Below are 19,764 nucleotides of genomic sequence, written 5' to 3'. Positions count from 1 at the left end.
AAATGTATTCTTCCTTGATGTGAATGGAGATGGATTGATAGATTTGGTTTTTTGGGATAAAGACAATGATACCTATAATTATCACCTGAACAATGGCAGTAGTTTTGATATCATGCCCCATTCATTTGGATCTGGAAACCCCATTGAGGATTTTTCTTTTGGTGGAAATGCTTATTTTACCTTTACATTTGGTATTGCTTTTTCTATTTTCGGCTTTAACTTGAAATTTATCGGTACTCCAAATGCAGGTGGGTCTCTGGGAATGAGCAAAACAAGATCAACTTTTAGGGATATAAATGGTGATGGATTACCTGATTTGTTAAGCGAAACTTCCTCTGGTATAGGGGCAAAATTAAACACGACAGACAAAACACACCTTCTTAAAAAGGTACATACACCTCTGGGAGGGTCTTGGGAAGTAGATTATGAACGAACTGGCAACACCTATGATATGCCCCAAAGCAAATGGGTGTTGAATAAAGTTGAAACCAATGATGGGTTTAATGGTGATAGTGCTTTTGGCCCTAACAACACCTTAACAGAAGTTTCTTACGAAAACCCTAAGTATAACCGTAGGGAAAGATCGTTCTTTGGTTTTGAAAAAGTAACCGTAGCACAAAAGGATGTAACTCAGTCGGGAAATCCTACCTACCGTTATTCAGAAACCGAATACCACAACGACAATTACTATTTAAAAGGAGCTCCAAAAGCCGTAAGCACTTATAATGCCAGTGGTGAACTCTTGAGCAGTCAGGAAACTTTATACAATCTTTTGGATCCTGATAATGACCATCCGCAGACCAATATGTCCGCAAACGCAAGTACTTATTATTTAGAATCCTCTCTTATAGGTAATGCGGAAGCATTAGTAGATCAATCCCGTTTATTTGTAGCGCCTGTCAAAACCATAAACAGAAATTACGAGGGCTCACAATATATGGAGTCTATAACCGAATTTTTGGCTTATGACAGTTACGGAAACCTTACCAAGTATAGGGATTATGGCAATGGAAGCGATGATATCTACACTACCTATATTAACTATGTAGATTTTGTTACTAACCCTATTGCAAATACGGGCAACGGATATCATCCAGGTTATCCTGAAACAATTCAAGTCAGACAAGGGGTTAATTCACAAGGCACCCTCTTAAGAGAGCGAAACGCTGAGTATAATCAAGGAAAAATAACTGAGGTGCGTACAAAGCTTAATAGTAATGATGAAAACACCATCAATTTTGAATATGACATTTTGGGTAATTTAACTAAGGTTATTGCACAAGACAGTAAAGAAGATTATGGCAATCCTTCTTCTCCATCTTTTACAAAAGATATAACCTATGATACTGAAGTAAAAACCTATCCGATCAAAGTGGAGAATTCCTTTGGAGAGTTCTCGGAAACGGAATACAACTACCTCTTTGGAGTGCCGGTTATTGTTAAAGATATCACCAAAAATAAATTGAGAACTATAATAGATAATCGCGGAAGAATTGTTGAGATTTCTGAGCCTACAAGCTATGGTCATTATTTTAATGGATGGGTTATTCGTATGGAATATGAAGGAGAAGATAAAATAACAACAAATGATGTAAGTCTAACATCTCCTCTATACATAGCTAAAGGAAGTTTTGAGGCCATCGACCCTTATACTAATGTATCAACTAATAATCAGCATTATGCATTGACAAGACATGTTGAAAAAAAATTGCCAACGCAGAATCCTTTTACTCCTACAAACGAACTGCTTACCATCAGTATTGTAGATGGTTTCGGTAAAGCTCTTCAAATTAAAAAAACACACCAATATTCAACCAATAATACACTAGCTTGGCAGGTAAGTGGCAAGAACAAAGTAGATGCTTTTGGTCGTGTGATAGAAAGTTTTCTGCCTACTATACAATCACCCAATAATATCATCAATCCCACGGGAACAGACCTGGAATATGATAATAGCACTCCACCATCTATATATCCTCCTTTAGAAATGGAATATGATGAAAAAGACCGCAAGACTGCAATTACACAACCTGGAGAAACAACTGCTGCAACTTTGTTATATGAAATAGAGAGCAGCATGCTCAAACAAACCCTGACCAACGAGGCTGGACAAACCAACAGTACTTTTACCGATAACCGTGGTAGAAAGAGAAAAACGGTACAAAACGATGAGATTGCGACCACTTTTGACTATAATGCGATCAACGAACTTGTTAAAGTCACCAACACCATGGGCTATGTGACCAACAGTATCTATGATATGGCTGGTAGAAGAACCGAAATACAACACCCAGACCAAGGAGTCACCAAGTTAAAATATGATACTGCTGGAAACTTGATTGAACGACAAAATTCTAACTTATTGGCAGGTGAAAACCCCGGTAAGATTACCTATGATTATACCTATAATAGGTTATTGGGCATTAACTACCCCAATAATCCGGAAAACAACGTAAGGTATGTCTATGGAGCCGATGGAACTTCTGGCGTCAATTACGCAGAAAACTCTGTGGGAAGAGTAGCTGTGCAAAAAGATGCGTCGGGATTACAATATTTCCAGTACGATAAATTGGGTAACGTCAAGGAAGTTTCCAGGGTGGTAAATGTGGCCGGAAGAAGAGGTGTGTGGTTTCGAACCCGTTGGACGTACGACAACTGGAACAGAGTTCAGGAAATTGAATATCCCGATGACGAAAAGGTAACGTATCATTACAATGATGCAGGTAATGTTCATAAAGTGACTTCTGATGTACAAAACGGCGGTTCAAGCCAATCGGTTGATATTGTCAGTAACATTTTCTATAATGAATTTGGTGAACGGGAACGTATCGAGTACGGCAACGGTACGTTTACCAATTATGATTATGATATCCGTAGAAGGTTAGATGAGGTAGAGCATACTTTTTCAGGTGGAAACCAAAACATCAAAAAACTATATACTTATGATGTTCTTTCCAATATTACCGACATCACTACTTCAAACCCTGGCAATACCTTACCTGGTTTAGGGCAATTGGGAGGCCCGGCAGAACATCATTATACCTATGATAATTATAACAGGTTGACGGCAGCCTATGGATTGTATGTAGGTCCTAATGACGAAAACCTGGGAAGTAATGACTTTCTTGCACAGGAATACACCTTACAGATGGAATATGACAAAAGCCATAACATCATCAGCAAGACACAACAACATTATTATGACGGGGTGCCAGCCTATTATTCACTTGACCCTAATACTGCTTCTGTCAACAAACCAAACTCTTATGGGTTAAGTTACCAAGAGTATGCACAAGGAGCCTATGTAGCGGGAGATAATTATGGTTATGTACAGCCTCATGCCCCCAGAAGAATTGTAGAAATGCCCGATGGTGGTTATGATCCCAATACAAACGATGGTGACCCCCACATAAAACACAAAACCATAGAATACGACCATAACGGTAACCAAACCATCATCAAACAAGAACTGGTGAGAGATGAAGAGGAGATTGTATTACGGGAAAACCTATGGGATGAAGAGAATAGATTGACTGCTGTAGATCTTGACCCGGAAAATGAACATATGCATCCTGTGGCGGTATATGTGTATGATGCCAATGGGGAACGTATCATCAAGTACAATGAGGACCGTATAGATGCTTACTCCAATGCAGAAGACCGTCAGCTGGCAGATCGAAGGAATATCATGATCTACCCGAGTGGCCTGGTAGTCGCCAAGGTTTTACCGCCTGCTGAAAATCCTGAAGAGGGCCCAAATCCTTTGTTAAAGTATACCAACTATTATTATATAGGTAGTGAACGAGTAGGGAGTCGTTTGGGAACCAGTCAAGAAATGCTTGGTTATAGCAGATGGCACGGCTTGGTACAAATTGAGGTGTATGACCAGCCTCAACCCATGCTCATTACCGAATATGCCGACCTCTTTCTAATGGGAGATGCCAGCCTTATCGTTACCAAAGCCTACCAGAAGTTTGGTCTTTCTAAAAGTTTGCCTTCTGCCACAGGAACAGATGTGCCGGCTAGTATTCCTTCACACGGTGGCACCCCTAGTTATCCTGCACATATAGATGCTATTACAGACCACGATTTGACCAATGTAGAGCGTTTTTATTTTCACCCCGACCATTTGGGAAGTTCCAGCTATATCACTAACTTAGCAGGAGACGTGACCCAACACATGGAATATTTACCTTTTGGAGAGCTTTTGGTGGATGAACACCAAAACTCCAACAATACCCCGTTCAAGTTTAACGGAAAGGAATTTGATGAGGAGACAGGCAATTACTATTACGGCGCCAGATATTATAACCCGAAATGGAGTATTTGGTTGAGTGTGGATCCATTAGCGGAAGGGTTTCCTGAATGGTCTTCATATGTTTACACACATCAAAACCCTATAAATTTAATTGATCCAGATGGACGTTCAGCAGTAGGGAAGAATGGTCCAACAGATGAATGGAATAAAAAAGCAGATGGTACACTAGAATGGGTAAGTAATAAAGGTGGAGATGAAACAGATTATGTAAATCATTTAGATGAAGATGGAAATATTGTATCTGTAGAAACCATGGCTGTACAAGAGAATGTTATAGGTACAAGTGAGACATTAGAATCGAATTTAACTTTTAACAAAAGACCAGGTCTTAGAGATGTTCTTAAAGGTAGAGGCGGAGAAATAGTTCCTGGTCATTTTGAAGAATTTTTACCCTTACCTAAACTAGGCATGATGACAGGTATAGGGAAAAATTTCTTTAAAAAATTACTTGGGTGGGGTGGTAAATCTACTGTAAAGAATACTATCCAATTAACAAAATCTAAATTTGGACATACTTTTGTGAGACATGGTGAAGAATCAACAGAATTTATTATTAACAGAGCTAAAGGATCAGGCATGGCTCAAGGGCAATTTTTAAATAATCAAAAAGCGGCCCAGTTTATATTAGATAATCTAGACAAAACTGTTAATGGAGCTATTAATGTGCGTATACCTAAAAATTTTCCTGCAAGAGTTGTAATGCCAAATGGCAGTTTTAAGCAAGCCACTCATATAAGATTAGTTCCAAGCGGAAGTGGTGTTAAAACTGCTTACCCAATAATTCCATAATTTTGATTCTATGATTTTAAAGAAAAATGCAATTCAGTCCATAAGTGAAAAATTAAAAATTCCTTTTTTTGAATATCAACAAGATTGGGAAATAGAAAGTTCTGATCCTACTCGTTTAGATGAATTTCTATCTTTTTATAAGAATACAACATTATCTGGAGATGAAAAAAGAGTTTTAATGGCTTTAATAATAGCGTCGTATGACGATTTATTACAAGAAGTAAAAGATGAAAACCAATATTTATATAATTCCATAAAATGTCTACTGAATTCAAATAAGATATTATTTAAAGATATTTTAGAGTATTGGACTACTTATAAAAATTAAAATTTGGGATAAAGAGACTGGAAATTATTATGGGGCACGTTATTATAACCCTAAATGGAGTATTTGGTTAAGTGTTGACCCGTTGGCGGAAGAGATGCCTGCTTGGAGTTCTTATGCCTATACATTTCAAAACCCTATTCGTTATACTGACCCTACAGGAATGATTGGAGAGGATTGGATAAAAGACAGATATGGAAATTATCTATGGGATGATGAGGCTGTAGACCAATCAACAACAAGAAAGGGGTGGCAATACGTAGGAAAAGAGCTGCCAGAAGGAGTTAGGGATAATCAAATTTTAACTGAAAAAGATGGAAAATTATACTATAAAAATACTACGAACACTCCAGCTCAATTATTCAATTATGTGAATAGTTTCTTTGGAGGAGATGATGATTATTTTACTGAACATAAGCCTTATGATCCTGCAACTGATTACGCACTTAGTGAAGGAATTAATACGGGCGTTGGTTTTGTTGGTGGTAATTATGTATTTAAAGGATTATCAGCTGGGTTATCAAGATTAGGGAGTGGTTTAACTTCTTCAGATGGTTTTTTAATTGGAGGAATAACTGTAAAAGCACCTTTCAATATACCTGTACAACGCTTTGGAAACATGAGCTTGGGAAGATCAGATTTTTGGGGTTTAAGAATTGGAACCAATCCATTTATTAATCGCACTTTTGCTGCTATTAAACCCAGTTGGAATCCATTATTAACTCAATATACAACAGGTTTTATTCCTAAAGGCACACCAATGAAGTTCGGTATTATTGGTCCTCAAGGAATAAGATATCCTGGCGGATCACTTCAATTTATAATCGGTTCAAAAGGAGTTATAAAACAATCTTCAAAATATATTTCAAGATGAAAAGTTCTAATTTAGAAACACCAATCCAGTTCATAACTAATAAGTTTTTAAATAGAAATTTAAAAATAACTTATACAGATTTAAGAGAAATATCGCAAGGAGGGCCTGAGGTTGGGTACATATTAATAAATGATATAAAATTTACAGATTATCTCTATGGAGGACCTTTTTTATACTTTAATAAAAAAATATATATCCCACAATTTAGAAGTAAGTTATTTGGTAATGGTTTTAAAATAGCCGAAATAAATATATCTTCACGTGAAATAAAAACTTATGGCAAAACAAAAGATTTGATTTTCTTAGATAAAGTGGAAAAAGACAAAGTTTTTTATTTTAAAGATATGGAAAGGAAATTATATTGTTATTTTGATTTAATTATTAATAAAGAAGTTATTCTTTAGACCCCTCGCTAGCGCTCGACTTAGTCGGGTGCTAATTAAATCAATTAACAACACTACCTGAAAGGATCGCTATAAAACGATTTTAGTGGTTCTTTTTTTCCTATTAATTTGTGTTTGGTTTAATTTTTAGATGCCTATATAGGCATAATAAAAAAGGTGCATTTCTGCACCTTTTCATTTTCAAAAAAATAGTTTTCTACATAATTGTCACTTTGTCACTGTTTTTAAAATATTTGGTTACATCTATTGGGTGCTCCCTTCTTTGTAGTTTTGGAAATGCTCCCCATTCATTCCAATTTCCTCCTTTGTCATCCAAAAAGTAGTATTGATTGGCTAAATGAGTGCCCAACTGCTTTACAAAGATTGCTGTAGGAGCTCCTTCAAATTGGTCAATTAAATGCTCAAACCAATCGATTTCACAAGGTCTATATCTATATTTACCTGTTTCGTTACCACTTTCACCCCCTAGAATTGCCCAGTCTACTGTTTGTATTTGGGATTCATTGAGATTGATATTCTCCAATAAAGGCTCAAAGCTTACAAATCTAATAGCGGCAGGAATATCCTTTAGTATATCTATTCTTGAGGTTCTGTTTTGATTTTCAACGGAAACTCCTATCCAGACATTGGGGTAACCCTCTCCCCAATCATCTGGCAAACATTCTAATACCCTTTCAGGTCTTTTTGTTAATAGTAAGTAGATATGTCTATCTTGGGTTTGCTTGATGATTTTCCAAGCATCATTTCTCCAAGCATCTGCCTCCTCAATAAAAAAATCACTCCAAGAATTGGCAAAGAAAATACCTGGTTCTACAATATCCAAAGGAGCGTAAAAAGTACTTTTACTTGTTTTGGTTACCTTTTTGATGTCAATTCCCATTTCTTCCATATCCCTAAACATATAACAAAACTTACATCCTTCTGATACTTTTTTACAATAGATATGTGTGTTCCAAGTGTGGTTACACCACTGTATATGAGTATTTTTCATAATTACTATTTTTTAAATTTTACATAGGTTAAACTGTTGCTTTTCATATGCTCTATTTCAATATCATTGATATCAGCATATTTATCCATCCACTTTTTAAATCTAATAGCAGTAGCTTGATGACAATCTGGATGTGTCCTTCTGAATTTTCTAAACAAATTAGCTTTATTGAATTTAATGTATGTCGCAGACTCTTCACCCTCATAACTTCCAGGGTTCTCTAAAGCTTCTTGCATAAAGGATACAAAGCTGGGGTGGGTTTCCGCCATGAGTCTATTTCTTGTGATATTTATAGGGTCCGGTTCTATAATTCCCTTATTCAAGAAAACTTGGGTACATGCAATCATAAAGTTGTCAAATTTGTACCATTCAGCCATAGTCCAATCATCAAAAAATCGATGTCCAAATTTTTCAACAACAGTTTCTTCTTGTCTGTAATAAGGCGATACTTCAAATTCAACCTTTCTTCTTTCTTCAGAGTTCCCTCCAGTACCTCTTACTAAATAGTTGGAAGTAATTATCACTTTAGGTACTTCCTTAAATCCTATAATCACAGGGTTTTTGTATTTTTTTTCAATTGGAAGTTCGCCCGTTATCATAGAGTAAAGACTTTCAAATTGAAAATCTGCTTTCACATCGTCAAAAACCATTACTTGATGGTGAGGTTCTACATCAGCAAAGAAAAACCTACTGTCCGTACTTAAATTTTTCCCGTTTTTTCTTAAACAGGGAATCATTTTACCAACACCCTCAGTCAATAGGCTCTTTCCTGTACCACCTTCTGAAACTATAGCGTCAATATCTATAACCTCATCCATCAAAACTATAGCCTTCGTAAGTGATGGGTCTTTATATCCGTGCAGCGTGTAACCAATAATACTTTGGAGGGATAGCAACCTTTCTGGATTATTCCTACTCAAGTCAATACAAAACCTTCTAAATTCTGCATTTTGTGAGTTTGTAGGCATAAACTCTCTTGGAATAATCTGGTCTTCCCATACGAAACCATCATAATCTTCATAGGTAATTATACCAATAGTGTTTTTGGTTACTTTCAGAACACCATTCTGATAAAAAAAATAGGCTGTTTTTTCGTCACCACAGTCAAAATCGATACTGATACTTTCTATTCCTTCAGTAATTCTTTTTGAAAGGAAATCTGCCTGTAAAAACTCTTCCCATACATCTTCCCTATCCAGTTCTTGAAAGTGTTTTCTAATTTCATCTCTCATCTGAAAAACCTCAACAGGGCTAATAACACTAGAATGTTTAACTTTGACCAATTGAAAGTTGTTTTTCTTGACCAACTTTCTATAGCCTTTACTCTCTAAAAACTTAATAAACTTCGAACTGATTATTTCAATCCTTATTTGTCCGGCGTAAGGAGTTTCTTTCCAAAATTGGATTTCAGTTACTTCTCTCTCTTCTTGATTTTCCATTACTGTGCAATTTTTAATTGGTTAAACATCTGTTGTTTTACCTCTCTTGTAGAGGTCTGCTTGTTTTGGAGCATCCAATTGATTAGATCAACCCTCTTGAAATAGATCATCTTACCACTGGGTTTGTAGTAGGTAATTGCCTTTTTGTGGGTAAGCTTGTAAAGGGTACTGGCAGATATGTCCAGTAATTTTAGAGCTTCTTTAAAGCTCAGGACTTCTTTTGCAAACCAATTTTTGTTTTCTTGATTACTTGGTTTTGCATTTTTTTCTTGTATAAGATCTCTCATACGTTATAATTTTAATTAATGGACAAGACTATCCTGTCCTTAACAAGTTTTACGAGAGATAATTAGGTAATAGGGCACACGTAAGGGTTACGTATGTGTACGTGTATTTCTTTAGAGCTTTCTTAATTCAGGGATTGACTAAAATAGACTATTTAAAATTTTATCTATTTGCTTTTTACCTGTTGGTCTATGGGATGATGTATAGTTTGATTTTCTTAATCCTTCAATCTTAGTTCCGTCAGGATTCCTGAACACATAACGAATTTTTCGATATAGTTCTGTATTGTCAGCTATAGGGTTAATAAAACCTTCTTCAGCCATTGTCCTTATAAAATACAATAAAGAGGTTTTAGCCATTTTTCCACTCTTCCCACATATATGCCATTTGATTCCATTAATGACTGCTTTTTGTGAAAATGCATTGATAAATTCTTCTAGGGATCCTTCAATAACTTTTGGATTTTGACCTAACAGTTCGTAAAGCTTCTTAAGGCTTTCAATTCTTTGTTCATCATCAAAGGCATCCCAACAAAAGGAATCTGGTGAATATTCATCGGGATTTTCTAAAATGAGTGATCTGCTTGATGGATTGGAACTTTTCTCGGTATATTTTGTTTTTAAATAATTATGAAGGCCTTTAAGGGTTTCTTCAACTGAAGGATATGACGGGTAAATTTCTTTCGCTTTATCTATTAGCTTTTTTATAAGTTTTTGTTGAAGATTAATAATCTCTGAGGGGTTATTTCCATTTATGGTTGCTTGGACAACAAGCCTATCAATATATTGTTCAGCTTTTTTAAGTTCTGCATTTAAAGTCTGTTGAAAATTGTTGTGAAAATTCAGGGTTGATTTATCTTTGTAAGATTGACGGGTTTCAGTATCATAATGTACCATTATAAACTCTACTATCCCCTCTTCCCTATCTATATGCTCTAGTTTCCAAAATGCATCCATCTCCAAAAAATCATCTATCATCTTATTTTTGAGATAGACAATTTTATTATCCTCTATTAAGTTTTCGAAATAAGCTAAGGGGTTTAATGATTCTTTTTCCACTTTATAAAAATAAACAAAAGAGGAAACTTTTCTAAAAAAGGTTTTTAAAAAATGTTGTACCTATGTTGTACTTGTATAAAAACAAAAAAGCCTCACATTCCTGCAAGGCTTTTATTATTAATGGCTCCTCAGACTGGGCTCGAACCAGTGACCCTCTGATTAACAGTCAGATGCTCTAACCAACTGAGCTACTGAGGAATTTTCTTATCGCTAAGAGGATGCAAATATAATCGGTTTTTTATTTACACCAAAAATATTTTAAAATTTTTTATTTAAAAAGCCAACGATAGATATCGTTTCCATTGGCAAACAGTACTAAAGCAATCAACAAGATGAAACCCGCCAATTGTGCATATTCCAAAAATTTCTCATTTGGCTTTCTACCGGTTACCATTTCGTACATCAAAAACATAATATGTCCTCCATCTAATGCTGGAATTGGCAAGATATTCATAAAAGCCAATGCTAAAGAAATAAATGCTGTGGTTTCCCAAAACGCAGGCCAGTTCCAAGCGTCTGGGAAGAGGTTACCAATCGCTCCAAAACCTCCAACTTGTGTAGCGCCCTCTTGCGTAAAAATAAACTTAAACTGTGCGATATAATCAGTGATTGTCCAATAGGCTTTATCAAAACCAGCAACAATGCTTTCACCAATGCTGTACTCCTTTTTAGAAATTTTAATATCTACAAAAGGTAAAACACCCAAGGTATTATCTTCACCTAGAACCGCAGAGATCTTTTCTTCATTACCGTTTCTCACAACCATCATTTCCAATTTGTTATCTGCTGCTTTTTGTTTGGCTTCGTTAAATTCTAACCAAGTATTTGTCTTTTGATTATTTACCGAAATGATCAAATCACCTTTCTGAATACCACTTTTTTCGGCAACACTGTTTGGCGCAACAGAATCTATTATTGGTTTCACATTAGGAGAAAATGACTCCATTGCTCCTTTTTTAAACAAATCCATACCAATATCTTCAGGAATGCCAATGGTTTCTGAAGCTCCGTTTTGATGTTCTACCGTAACGGTTTCTACATCACGAAGCATCATGTATTTGTTGATATCCATTTGGTTTTCGAAATCTTTTCCGTTCACCATCAAAATTTTATCACCATCTTCAAAACCAAGTGATTTTAGATGCTCACTTACCGAAAACCCGTTTGGCATATCTTCTTTTGCCACATAACCGCTTCCCCAAGTAAACAAAATCATCGCATAAATAAGGAAACCTACGATCACGTTTACGGTCACACCGCCAATCATAATTATCAAACGTTGCCAAGCTGGTTTACTTCTAAATTCCCAAGGTTGCTCAGGCTGAGCCATTTGCTCTTTGTCCATACTCTCGTCGATCATTCCGGCGATTTTTACATATCCGCCCAAAGGCAACCAGCCAATTCCGTAAACGGTTTCGCCAATTTTCTTTTTAAACAGGGCAAATTTCACATCAAAAAACAAGAAGAATTTCTCTACCCTGGTTTTGAATAATTTTGCTGGGATAAAATGTCCTAACTCGTGAAGTATAATTAAGAGCGATAAGCTCAGTAATAGTTGTATTGCTTTGATAAAAAACGGATCCATCTCTTTTTCTTAAATCTAAAAATCGCACAAAAGTAACTTTTTTACTTGGCATATAAAAAAATGCACCCCAATAAGATATATTTATCATACTTTCGTGGAATAAAAATCTGTGAAACCTTATTTTTGCAGAAAAACTGTTGTGCTCAATTTCATCAAGAAATATAAAATTTTATGGATTGTACTTTTGGTATGTTCTGTTTTTATCATTACAGCAATTTATCAGTTACTAAAACCAAAACCTAGTTTGCCGATTTACCAACCTAGTATGGTCAATAACTTATTGGTAGATTCTACGGCACAAGAAATTAGAAAATTCCATAAAATAGCCGATTTTAAACTCATCAACCAAAACGGCGACACAATTACACAAGCAGATTATGATAACAAAATTTATGTAGCCGATTTCTTTTTTACCACCTGTCAAACCATTTGCCCAAAAATGACTACGCATATGTCAAAATTGCAACGCGAGTTTAAAGACAATCCTAAAATAAAATTGCTTTCACATACCGTCACTCCAGAAATAGACGATGTCGCAAAACTTAAAAAATATGCAGAAAAAAAAGGTGTCATCGACAGTAAATGGAACCTCGTGACGGGCGACAAAAAACAAATCTATGATTTGGCCAGAAAATCATATTGTGTGGCAAAATCTCAAGGAAATGGAGGAAAATATGACCTTATTCATACCGAAAATTTTGCATTGATAGATTCACAAAAACGCATCCGTAAATTTTATGACGGCACCAATCCAGATGAAGTAAACCAACTTATCGAAGATATCTATACACTCATAGAAATAGAGGAAGACCGAGACTAGTTTGATTTCTTTTCAAATCTTTTCTCAAACCATTTTTTTAATTTACTTTTGCACTGTTTAAATTCAATCTAAATAAATTTGTCGCTTACTATTGCACATCTAAAAAAAGGTCAGAAAGGCATTATCAAAGAAGTCTCTGCTGATGTAATTCCTTTAAAACTGCTCGAAATGGGTTGTTTACCAGGCAACGATGTAGAGTTGGTGCAAATTGCTCCTTTAAAAGATCCGTTGTACATCAACATCAACGGAAGTCATCTTGCCATTAGAAAAGAGACTGCTCTAAACATAGAAATAGACTTGATCGAAGAATAAAAACCCATGGCAAAAAACATTAATGTTGCTCTAATAGGAAACCCGAATACTGGTAAAACCTCTGTTTTTAACCAACTTACTGGGCTTAACCAGCAAGTGGGAAATTACCCAGGAATTACGGTAGAGAAGAAAGAAGGAATTTGCAAATTGCCTCGCGGTCTTAAAGCACACATTATCGATTTGCCGGGAACTTATAGTCTTAACGCTTCATCGATGGACGAAAGTGTGGTTATCGAGCTTTTGCTAAACAAAAACGATAAAGATTTTCCTGATGTTGCCGTTGTGGTAAGTGATGTAGAAAACTTAAAGCGAAACCTTTTACTCTTTACGCAAATTAAAGATTTAGAAGTCCCAACTATTTTGGTCATTAATATGGCCGACAGAATGCAAAGAAAAGGGATAAAATTAGATATCGAGAAGTTAGAAGAACGTCTCAATACCAAAATTGCTTTAGTAAGCGCCCGTAAAAAAATTGGGATAGATCACCTTAAAGAACTCATTACTAATTACGGTTCTATTTCTACCAAACCTTGTGTAAATGCCTCTTCTATCGATCCAGAATATTTTGGCCGTTTAGAAAGCGCCTTTCCTAACCAAAGTTTATACAAATTATGGTTGGTGATTACACAAGATGTCAATTTTGGTTCGCTCAACCGTAATAAAATTACCAATACGCACGATTTTCACACCAAAAAAGAAAGCGATCTAAAACGTCTTCAACAAAAAGAAACTATCGCGAGGTATCAATTTATCAATGGTGTTTTAAAAGAAAGTTTTTCTAAAGATATAGAAGCCGCAACCGATATTCGAGCAAGACTCGATCGCATTCTAACGCACAGAATTTGGGGTTATGTCATCTTTTTTGCGATTCTGTTACTTATTTTTCAGGTAATTTACGATTGGTCGAGTTATCCCATGGATTTTATCGATGAGTCTTTTGCCAAACTTAGCGAACTAGCACAAACCCATTTCCCTGCAGGAATGTTTACCGACCTTATTGCCGAAGGCATTATTCCTGGTTTAGGTGGTATAGTTATCTTCATTCCACAAATTGCCTTTTTATTTTTGTTTATTTCTATTCTGGAAGAAACCGGTTATATGAGCCGTGTGGTTTTTTTGATGGATAAAATCATGAGTAAATTTGGCCTTAGCGGAAAAAGTGTTATTCCGTTAATTTCAGGTACTGCTTGTGCGATTCCTGCTGTGATGGCAACCCGTAACATCGAAAGTTGGAAAGAGCGACTCATTACCATATTGGTGGTTCCTTTTACGACTTGCTCGGCGAGACTCCCGGTCTATCTAATCATTATTGCTCTTGTGATTCCAGACCAAAGGTTTTTAGGCTTTTTTAATGTTCAAGGTTTGGTATTAATGGCACTTTATTTATTAGGCTTTGCAGCAGCTATACTTTCGGCCTGGGTATTAAATCAAATTCTAAAAATTAGAAGTAAAAAATATTTTGTGATCGAAATGCCTGATTATAAGTTACCTCTATTTAAAAACGTAGCTTTAAATGTAGTTGAAAAGACAAAATCGTTTGTGTTTGGTGCTGGAAAAATTATTTTAGCCATTTCTATTATTTTATGGGTGTTAGCAAGTTTTGGACCGTGCGATGATTGTAGTAATGCCGAAGAAATAATCGCCGAACAATATGGCGATTCGCTTAGTCAAGAAGAATTCGAAAACGAGGTAGCATCTTTAAAACTTGAAAATTCGTATATTGGGATTGCTGGAAAGACTATAGAACCTGTTGTAGCTCCTTTAGGTTATGACTGGAAGATTGGCATTGCTATTGTAAGTTCTTTTGCCGCAAGAGAAGTCTTTGTAGGGACTTTAGCTACTATCTATAGTGTTGGAAGCGAAGAAGAAAACACCATAAAGGAGCGAATGGCAAAAGAGAGAAATCCTGTTTTGGGCGGTCCACTTTTTAATTTTGCAAGCGGAATAAGCTTATTGCTTTTTTATGCTTTTGCGATGCAGTGTATGAGTACCTTGGCAATTGTAAAAAAAGAAACCAACAGCTGGAAATGGCCCATTTTACAATTGGTTTTTATGTCTGGGATCGCTTATGTGTTTGCTTTTGCAGCTTATCAAATTTTAAAATAAAATGGTACAAGAAATTTTAGTTATACTCACCTTTCTCGCTGCGGTCTTTTATATCGTTCAGAAATTCTTTTGGAAAAAGCCAGCTTCAAAAAAAGTTTGCGGTAGTGAGAATACCAATTGTGGTTGTCATTAACTATTCAATAATAAATTCTAGGTAATAATCGAGTTTTCCAAGGGTGTTTTGTTTTGGGTAAGGCATCAAATTATAGGTGATTTTGGTTTCTTCTTTTCCAAAACTATGAGAAAATTCTTCTTCTTTATTTCCTTTAAACAACAACTCTTTTGTGGTTACTTTTTTTCCATCTTTACAAAGCATCACAATGGCTCTAGCTTGACCTTCCCATACACAAGTAGCATCAGAAGGACAACGCGAATCTTCGGTTACTTCAACAAAATCGATGACATATCCGTTTTGTAAAAAATAAGTATCTCCCAAATAGAGTTTTTCAGTATCTTGAGAGAATCCGCTTAAAGCGAAAAAAACAGAGTAAGGTTGTAAAAAATTGTTTTCATAAGATAAAAGTAAACATTTTAACCTAAACCAACATCTAATGTCATCATAATTAAAAAACCTAAGATAAAACCCATCGTTGCGATATCTGTATAATTGGCTTGTTGAGATTCAGGAATTACTTCTTCTACCACCACAAAAATCATTGCTCCAGCAGCAAATGCCAAAGCGTAGGGCAAAATAGGTTGAAAAGTCATCACGGCATAAGCTCCTAAAACCGCAGCAACTGGTTCTACGATTGCTGATAACTGTCCGTAATTAAAACTTTTAAATCGGCTTAAACCTTGTCGTCTCAACGGAACTGCAACGGCAAAGCCTTCTGGAAAGTTTTGTAGCCCAATTCCCATTGCCAAAGCAACAGCTCCACCAATCGTTGCTCCTTCAATTCCCAATCCTGCTGCTCCAAACAAAACACCAACCGCCAAACCTTCAGGTATGTTATGTAATGTGATTGCCAACGTTAATAAGGTAGTTTTATGCCAAGGTGTTTTGATACCCTCTTTCTCACTCATCTTAAAATTAATGTGTAAATGCGGTAAAACCTTGTCTAAACCAAACAGAAATAAAGCACCAAGAAAAAAGCCAACAAACGAAGGTACTACTTTTTCAAAGCCTTCTCCTGGACTCATATCGATAGCTGGGGAAAGCAAACTCCAAAAACTTGCCGCTACCATAACGCCTCCTGTAAAACCCAGTAAACCATCAAAAAGAGCACGATTAACACTCTTAAACACAAATACCAACGATGCTCCTAAAGCAGTGAGACCCCAAGTAAAAAGCGTTGCATAAAGTGCTGCCAAAACAGGATCTAGAGTTTCAAAATAACTTACAATATCTTGTATCATATTATATCTTTTTTATGTATAAATTATTGGCTGCTAAGCCAGAAATAGTCATTTTTTTTCCTTCTACTTGTATCACCAAAGAATTGTCGAACTCTTCTTTATCTTCAATTTTTATTTTCTTCCCTAAAGCAATATTATTTTTATCTAAATACTGTAAAAATGCCGAAGAAGAATCATTTACTCCTACACAAATGCCTTCTTCTCCTCTCTGGAGTTCTGCAAGTACTCGCTTTTGAATCACCGCAATATGACCGTCTTGATCGGGAATAGGATCACCGTGTGGGTCTGTTTTTGGATATTCTAAAAACTTATCTAGTTCTAAGATTAGTTTTTCAGATTTGATATGCTCTAATTGTTCTGCCACTTCATGAACTTCATCCCAGTTAAAATTGAGCTTATCTACCAAAAAACATTCCCACAAACGATGCTTTCTAATAATCTTAATCGCGTGTTTTCGTCCTGAATCAGAAAGTTTAGCTCCTTGGTATTTTTTATAAACCATCAAATCTTTTTCTGCCAAACGTTTTATCATATCGGTAACCGATGAAGCTTTGGTATGCATTTCATGAGCAATTGCATTGGTGGGCACACCATCTTTATATTCTTTTTCTAAATGAAAAATCGTTTTTAGGTAATTCTCTTCCGATAGAGTCATAGTTACTTTTTAGATGAAGCAAAAATACATTTTTTTTATTAAAAATATATTTTTAGATTTGCCTAAATTTTAATTTCGTTAAATATAAAATGAAACTTGTCAAATATATATTGATTTTTATACCATTACTTACCCTTTCACAAGAAAGTATTTTATTGAGTGGTTCAATATCTCACAAGCATCAGCCTGTTCCTTTTGCAAATATTACCGTGGTGAACTCAACGATAGGAACAGCTGCAGATATCAACGGCAACTATCAAATAAAACTAACTGAAGGAACCCATGAAATACAAGTACAAGCAATTGGTTTTAAAAGCATTAGTAAGGTGATAAACACTCAAGACTATTTTAACAAAAACCTTGATTTTGTGTTAGAAGAAGATTTATTAGGTTTAGAGCAAATTGTAATTAGCGCGACCCGAAACCGAGTAAACAGACAAGAAACGCCTGTCGTGGTAAATGTTTTAGACGAAAAGTTATTTAATGCCACACAATCTATTTCGGTAGCCGAAAGTCTTAATTTTCAACCTGGCGTAAGAGTAGAAACCAACTGTCAGAATTGTGGTTTCACGCAAGTGCGATTAAATGGTTTAGGAGGAGCTTACACACAGGTACTTATTAATAACAGAGCGGTTTTTAGTGCACTCAATAGTGTTTATGGACTAGAACAAATTCCTACTTCTATTTTAGATAGAATTGAGGTTGTACGAAGCGGTGGCTCGGCTTTATATGGCTCAAATGCCATTGCCGGGACTATAAATATCATCACCAAAGAACCTATTTTAAATTCTTGGGAAGTTATCGGAAATATGGGTCTCATCGACGGAACATCGGTCGATAGAACACTTAACCTCAATGCTTCTGTGGTAAGCGAAGACCTCAACAGCGGAATTACCTTTTTTGGAATGAATCGCAACCGTGACAGTTATGACGCCAATCGTGATGGTTTTTCTGAAATTACAGAACTTACCAACACGAGTTTAGGAGCAAAAGCTTACCTAAAACCTAACGAAAACAGTAAAATTTCTATAGATCTTACTGCTTTAGACGAATACCGTCGTGGCGGAAACAAACTTGATTTGGCTCCACATCTCACCGATATTACCGAAGAGCTTCACCACGATACTTATCTTGGCGGTTTGACTTATGAAATCAATAATAAAAACCAAACCAATTACTTTTCGGTGTATACTTCGGCACAACATACCGATAGAAAAAGCTATTACGGCGGACTTGGTGGCGGAAGAACTTTACAAGATTCAATTGTTGCTGCCAACGCTTACGGAAAAACCAATGATTTGGCTTTTTTAGTAGGCTCACAATTTACACGTCACTTTTCTAATAATGATATGCTTACTCTCGGTTCAGAATACAACCACAGTAGCACAGAAGACAACATTGCTGGTTATAATAGGCTTATCGACCAATCGGTGAATTCCTTTGGAACATTTGCCCAATACGAATGGAAACCCAGCAAAAAATTTACAACTTTACTAGGCGCTCGTTTAGATCACATAAAAGTAGATGGTTTATATAAAATTCAGCAAATAGAGCGAGCTTCTGCAATAGAAGAAACGGTATTGAGTCCTAGGCTTACGTTAGGTTACAAAATAAACGATGATTTTCAGCTTAGAGGTGGTTATGCAAGAGGTTTTAGAGCACCGCAAGCTTTCAATGAAGATTTGCATATTTCTGCTGTTGGCGGTGAACCAAAATTTGTTATTCTTTCAAATGATTTAACCACTGAGTTTTCAGATGCCTATACTTTTTCACTCAACTATGCTAAAGAATACAAAAAAGTACAAACCAATTTTTTACTGGAAGGTTTTTATACCGATTTAAAAAATCCTTTTACAACGGTAAGCACAGGCTCGAGTTTATCTAACGGTTCTATTCTTGAGGAAGTTCGCAACGGAAACGGCGCTTATGTTACTGGCACAAATTTGGAAATTGGTGTATCACCTTCCGCGAAATTTTTATTTCAGCTTGGCGGAACTTACCAACAATCACGTTACAAAGAAACCCAAATACTTTACGAAGCAGAAAACCCTACAGAAACGAATGTTACCATAGATGAGTTTGTTAGAAACCCGTCTGTTTATGGTTATTTAAATACCAATTTTAAACCTTGGGAAGACACTAGCATTGACCTTACAGGAACCTATACCGGGAAAATGACAGTCCCAAAAGTTGTAAGTGACGCTGGATTTATACAACTAAATGAAAGCCAAGCTTTCTATGACCTTAACCTCAAACTTACACAACACTTTCACCTTACAAAAAATGTACAAATGAATATTTTTGGAGGAGTGAAAAATATGTTCAATAGTTATCAAAATGATTTTGATACTGGTCCAACTCGAGATTCTGCTTACATTTATGGACCAGCTTTACCAAGAACTTTCTTTTTTGGATTGAAGTTTGGAAACTTACACAACCGTTAGTTT

The 19,764-nt window shown here is 35.8% G+C and carries 16 protein-coding genes and 1 tRNA gene; 8 read left to right on the top strand and 9 right to left on the bottom strand.

Annotated features, from left to right (window positions below):
- Positions 1-112: 112 nt before the first annotated feature.
- From DNG35_RS09130 to DNG35_RS09115, 4 genes are read left to right on the top strand one after another with little or no spacing between them, the layout of a single operon-like run.
- Positions 113-5,107 (top strand): RHS repeat-associated core domain-containing protein, encoded by a 4,995-nt coding sequence (locus DNG35_RS09130; RefSeq protein WP_233494472.1) that lies wholly within the window; start codon positions 113-115, stop codon positions 5,105-5,107.
- Between the two features lie 10 nt (positions 5,108-5,117).
- Positions 5,118-5,435 carry a hypothetical protein gene (locus tag DNG35_RS09125; RefSeq protein ID WP_111128264.1) on the top strand — a complete coding sequence of 106 codons (318 nt, stop codon included), beginning with the start codon at positions 5,118-5,120 and terminating at the stop codon, positions 5,433-5,435.
- A complete protein-coding gene (locus DNG35_RS09120) occupies positions 5,413-6,306 on the top strand; it encodes an RHS repeat-associated core domain-containing protein (RefSeq protein WP_111128262.1) in 894 nt (297 codons plus the stop codon). Before DNG35_RS09125 ends, DNG35_RS09120 begins: the two co-directional genes overlap by 23 nt.
- Positions 6,303-6,710, top strand: coding sequence for a hypothetical protein (locus tag DNG35_RS09115; protein WP_111128260.1), 408 nt, complete (start codon positions 6,303-6,305; stop codon positions 6,708-6,710). Before DNG35_RS09120 ends, DNG35_RS09115 begins: the two co-directional genes overlap by 4 nt.
- Before the next feature lie 196 nt (positions 6,711-6,906).
- Here the strand turns inward: DNG35_RS09115 and DNG35_RS09110 are convergent, their stop codons facing one another.
- The 6 genes from DNG35_RS09110 to rseP form a co-directional block, all read right to left on the bottom strand.
- Entirely contained in the window at positions 6,907-7,701 is a 795-nt protein-coding gene (locus DNG35_RS09110; RefSeq protein ID WP_111128257.1) for a DUF5131 family protein, read from the bottom strand.
- 5 nt (positions 7,702-7,706) lie between these two features.
- Positions 7,707-9,140 carry a primase-helicase family protein gene (locus DNG35_RS09105; protein ID WP_111128254.1) on the bottom strand — a complete coding sequence of 478 codons (1,434 nt, stop codon included), beginning with the start codon at positions 9,138-9,140 and terminating at the stop codon, positions 7,707-7,709.
- Positions 9,140-9,427 carry a helix-turn-helix domain-containing protein gene (locus DNG35_RS09100; protein WP_111128251.1) on the bottom strand — a complete coding sequence of 96 codons (288 nt, stop codon included), beginning with the start codon at positions 9,425-9,427 and terminating at the stop codon, positions 9,140-9,142. The genes DNG35_RS09105 and DNG35_RS09100 overlap by 1 nt, the downstream gene beginning before the upstream one ends.
- Positions 9,428-9,565: 138 nt before the next feature.
- Positions 9,566-10,483, bottom strand: a complete 918-nt coding sequence (locus DNG35_RS09095; protein WP_111128249.1) for a hypothetical protein — start codon at positions 10,481-10,483, stop codon at positions 9,566-9,568.
- 121 nt (positions 10,484-10,604) lie between these two features.
- A tRNA-Asn gene (locus tag DNG35_RS09090) sits at positions 10,605-10,681 on the bottom strand.
- Positions 10,682-10,751: 70 nt separating this feature from the next.
- The gene (gene rseP / locus DNG35_RS09085) at positions 10,752-12,068 is read right to left on the bottom strand and encodes an RIP metalloprotease RseP (protein ID WP_111128247.1); all 1,317 of its coding nucleotides are present in this window, start codon (positions 12,066-12,068) and stop codon (positions 10,752-10,754) included.
- 139 nt (positions 12,069-12,207) lie between these two features.
- Between rseP and DNG35_RS09080 the strand changes: the two genes are divergently transcribed.
- From DNG35_RS09080 to feoB, 3 genes are all read left to right on the top strand, one after another.
- On the top strand, positions 12,208-12,888 hold the full coding sequence (locus tag DNG35_RS09080) for an SCO family protein (RefSeq protein ID WP_111128287.1): 681 nt from the start codon (positions 12,208-12,210) through the stop codon (positions 12,886-12,888).
- Positions 12,889-12,966: 78 nt separating this feature from the next.
- Complete coding sequence (locus tag DNG35_RS09075) at positions 12,967-13,200, top strand: FeoA family protein (RefSeq protein WP_111128244.1); 234 nt, start codon at positions 12,967-12,969, stop codon at positions 13,198-13,200.
- A 6-nt stretch (positions 13,201-13,206) separates the two neighbouring features.
- Positions 13,207-15,306, top strand: a complete 2,100-nt coding sequence (gene feoB, locus DNG35_RS09070; RefSeq protein ID WP_111128241.1) for a ferrous iron transport protein B — start codon at positions 13,207-13,209, stop codon at positions 15,304-15,306.
- Positions 15,307-15,439: 133 nt separating this feature from the next.
- On the opposite strand, the gene DNG35_RS09060 is transcribed toward feoB, so the two are convergent.
- The 3 genes from DNG35_RS09060 to DNG35_RS09050 form a co-directional block, all read right to left on the bottom strand.
- The gene (locus tag DNG35_RS09060; protein WP_111128235.1) at positions 15,440-15,742 is read right to left on the bottom strand and encodes a hypothetical protein; all 303 of its coding nucleotides are present in this window, start codon (positions 15,740-15,742) and stop codon (positions 15,440-15,442) included.
- 95 nt (positions 15,743-15,837) lie between these two features.
- The gene (locus DNG35_RS09055) at positions 15,838-16,662 is read right to left on the bottom strand and encodes a ZIP family metal transporter (protein WP_255419911.1); all 825 of its coding nucleotides are present in this window, start codon (positions 16,660-16,662) and stop codon (positions 15,838-15,840) included.
- 1 nt (position 16,663) lies between these two features.
- Positions 16,664-17,317, bottom strand: coding sequence for a metal-dependent transcriptional regulator (locus DNG35_RS09050; protein WP_111128233.1), 654 nt, complete (start codon positions 17,315-17,317; stop codon positions 16,664-16,666).
- A gap of 89 nt (positions 17,318-17,406) precedes the next feature.
- Between DNG35_RS09050 and DNG35_RS09045 the strand changes: the two genes are divergently transcribed.
- Complete coding sequence (locus DNG35_RS09045) at positions 17,407-19,761, top strand: TonB-dependent receptor (protein ID WP_111128230.1); 2,355 nt, start codon at positions 17,407-17,409, stop codon at positions 19,759-19,761.
- Positions 19,762-19,764 lie beyond the last annotated feature (3 nt).

The sequence above is a fragment of the Mesonia sp. K7 genome, from assembly GCF_003233725.1.
Lineage (GTDB): Bacteria > Bacteroidota > Bacteroidia > Flavobacteriales > Flavobacteriaceae > Mesonia.
This window is presented reverse-complemented; position numbering and strand designations above follow the sequence as displayed.

Coding starts and splice junctions, on each gene's coding strand:
- DNG35_RS09110 (WP_111128257.1), bottom strand. CDS start 7,701: ATGAAAAATACTCATATACAGTGGTGTAACCACACTTGGAACACACAT.
- DNG35_RS09105 (WP_111128254.1), bottom strand. CDS start 9,140: ATGGAAAATCAAGAAGAGAGAGAAGTAACTGAAATCCAATTTTGGAAA.
- DNG35_RS09115 (WP_111128260.1), top strand. CDS start 6,303: ATGAAAAGTTCTAATTTAGAAACACCAATCCAGTTCATAACTAATAAG.
- DNG35_RS09045 (WP_111128230.1), top strand. CDS start 17,407: ATGAAACTTGTCAAATATATATTGATTTTTATACCATTACTTACCCTT.
- DNG35_RS09125 (WP_111128264.1), top strand. CDS start 5,118: ATGATTTTAAAGAAAAATGCAATTCAGTCCATAAGTGAAAAATTAAAA.
- feoB (WP_111128241.1), top strand. CDS start 13,207: ATGGCAAAAAACATTAATGTTGCTCTAATAGGAAACCCGAATACTGGT.
- DNG35_RS09130 (WP_233494472.1), top strand. CDS start 113: ATGCCCCATTCATTTGGATCTGGAAACCCCATTGAGGATTTTTCTTTT.
- DNG35_RS09055 (WP_255419911.1), bottom strand. CDS start 16,662: ATGATACAAGATATTGTAAGTTATTTTGAAACTCTAGATCCTGTTTTG.
- DNG35_RS09050 (WP_111128233.1), bottom strand. CDS start 17,317: ATGACTCTATCGGAAGAGAATTACCTAAAAACGATTTTTCATTTAGAA.
- rseP (WP_111128247.1), bottom strand. CDS start 12,068: ATGGATCCGTTTTTTATCAAAGCAATACAACTATTACTGAGCTTATCG.
- DNG35_RS09100 (WP_111128251.1), bottom strand. CDS start 9,427: ATGAGAGATCTTATACAAGAAAAAAATGCAAAACCAAGTAATCAAGAA.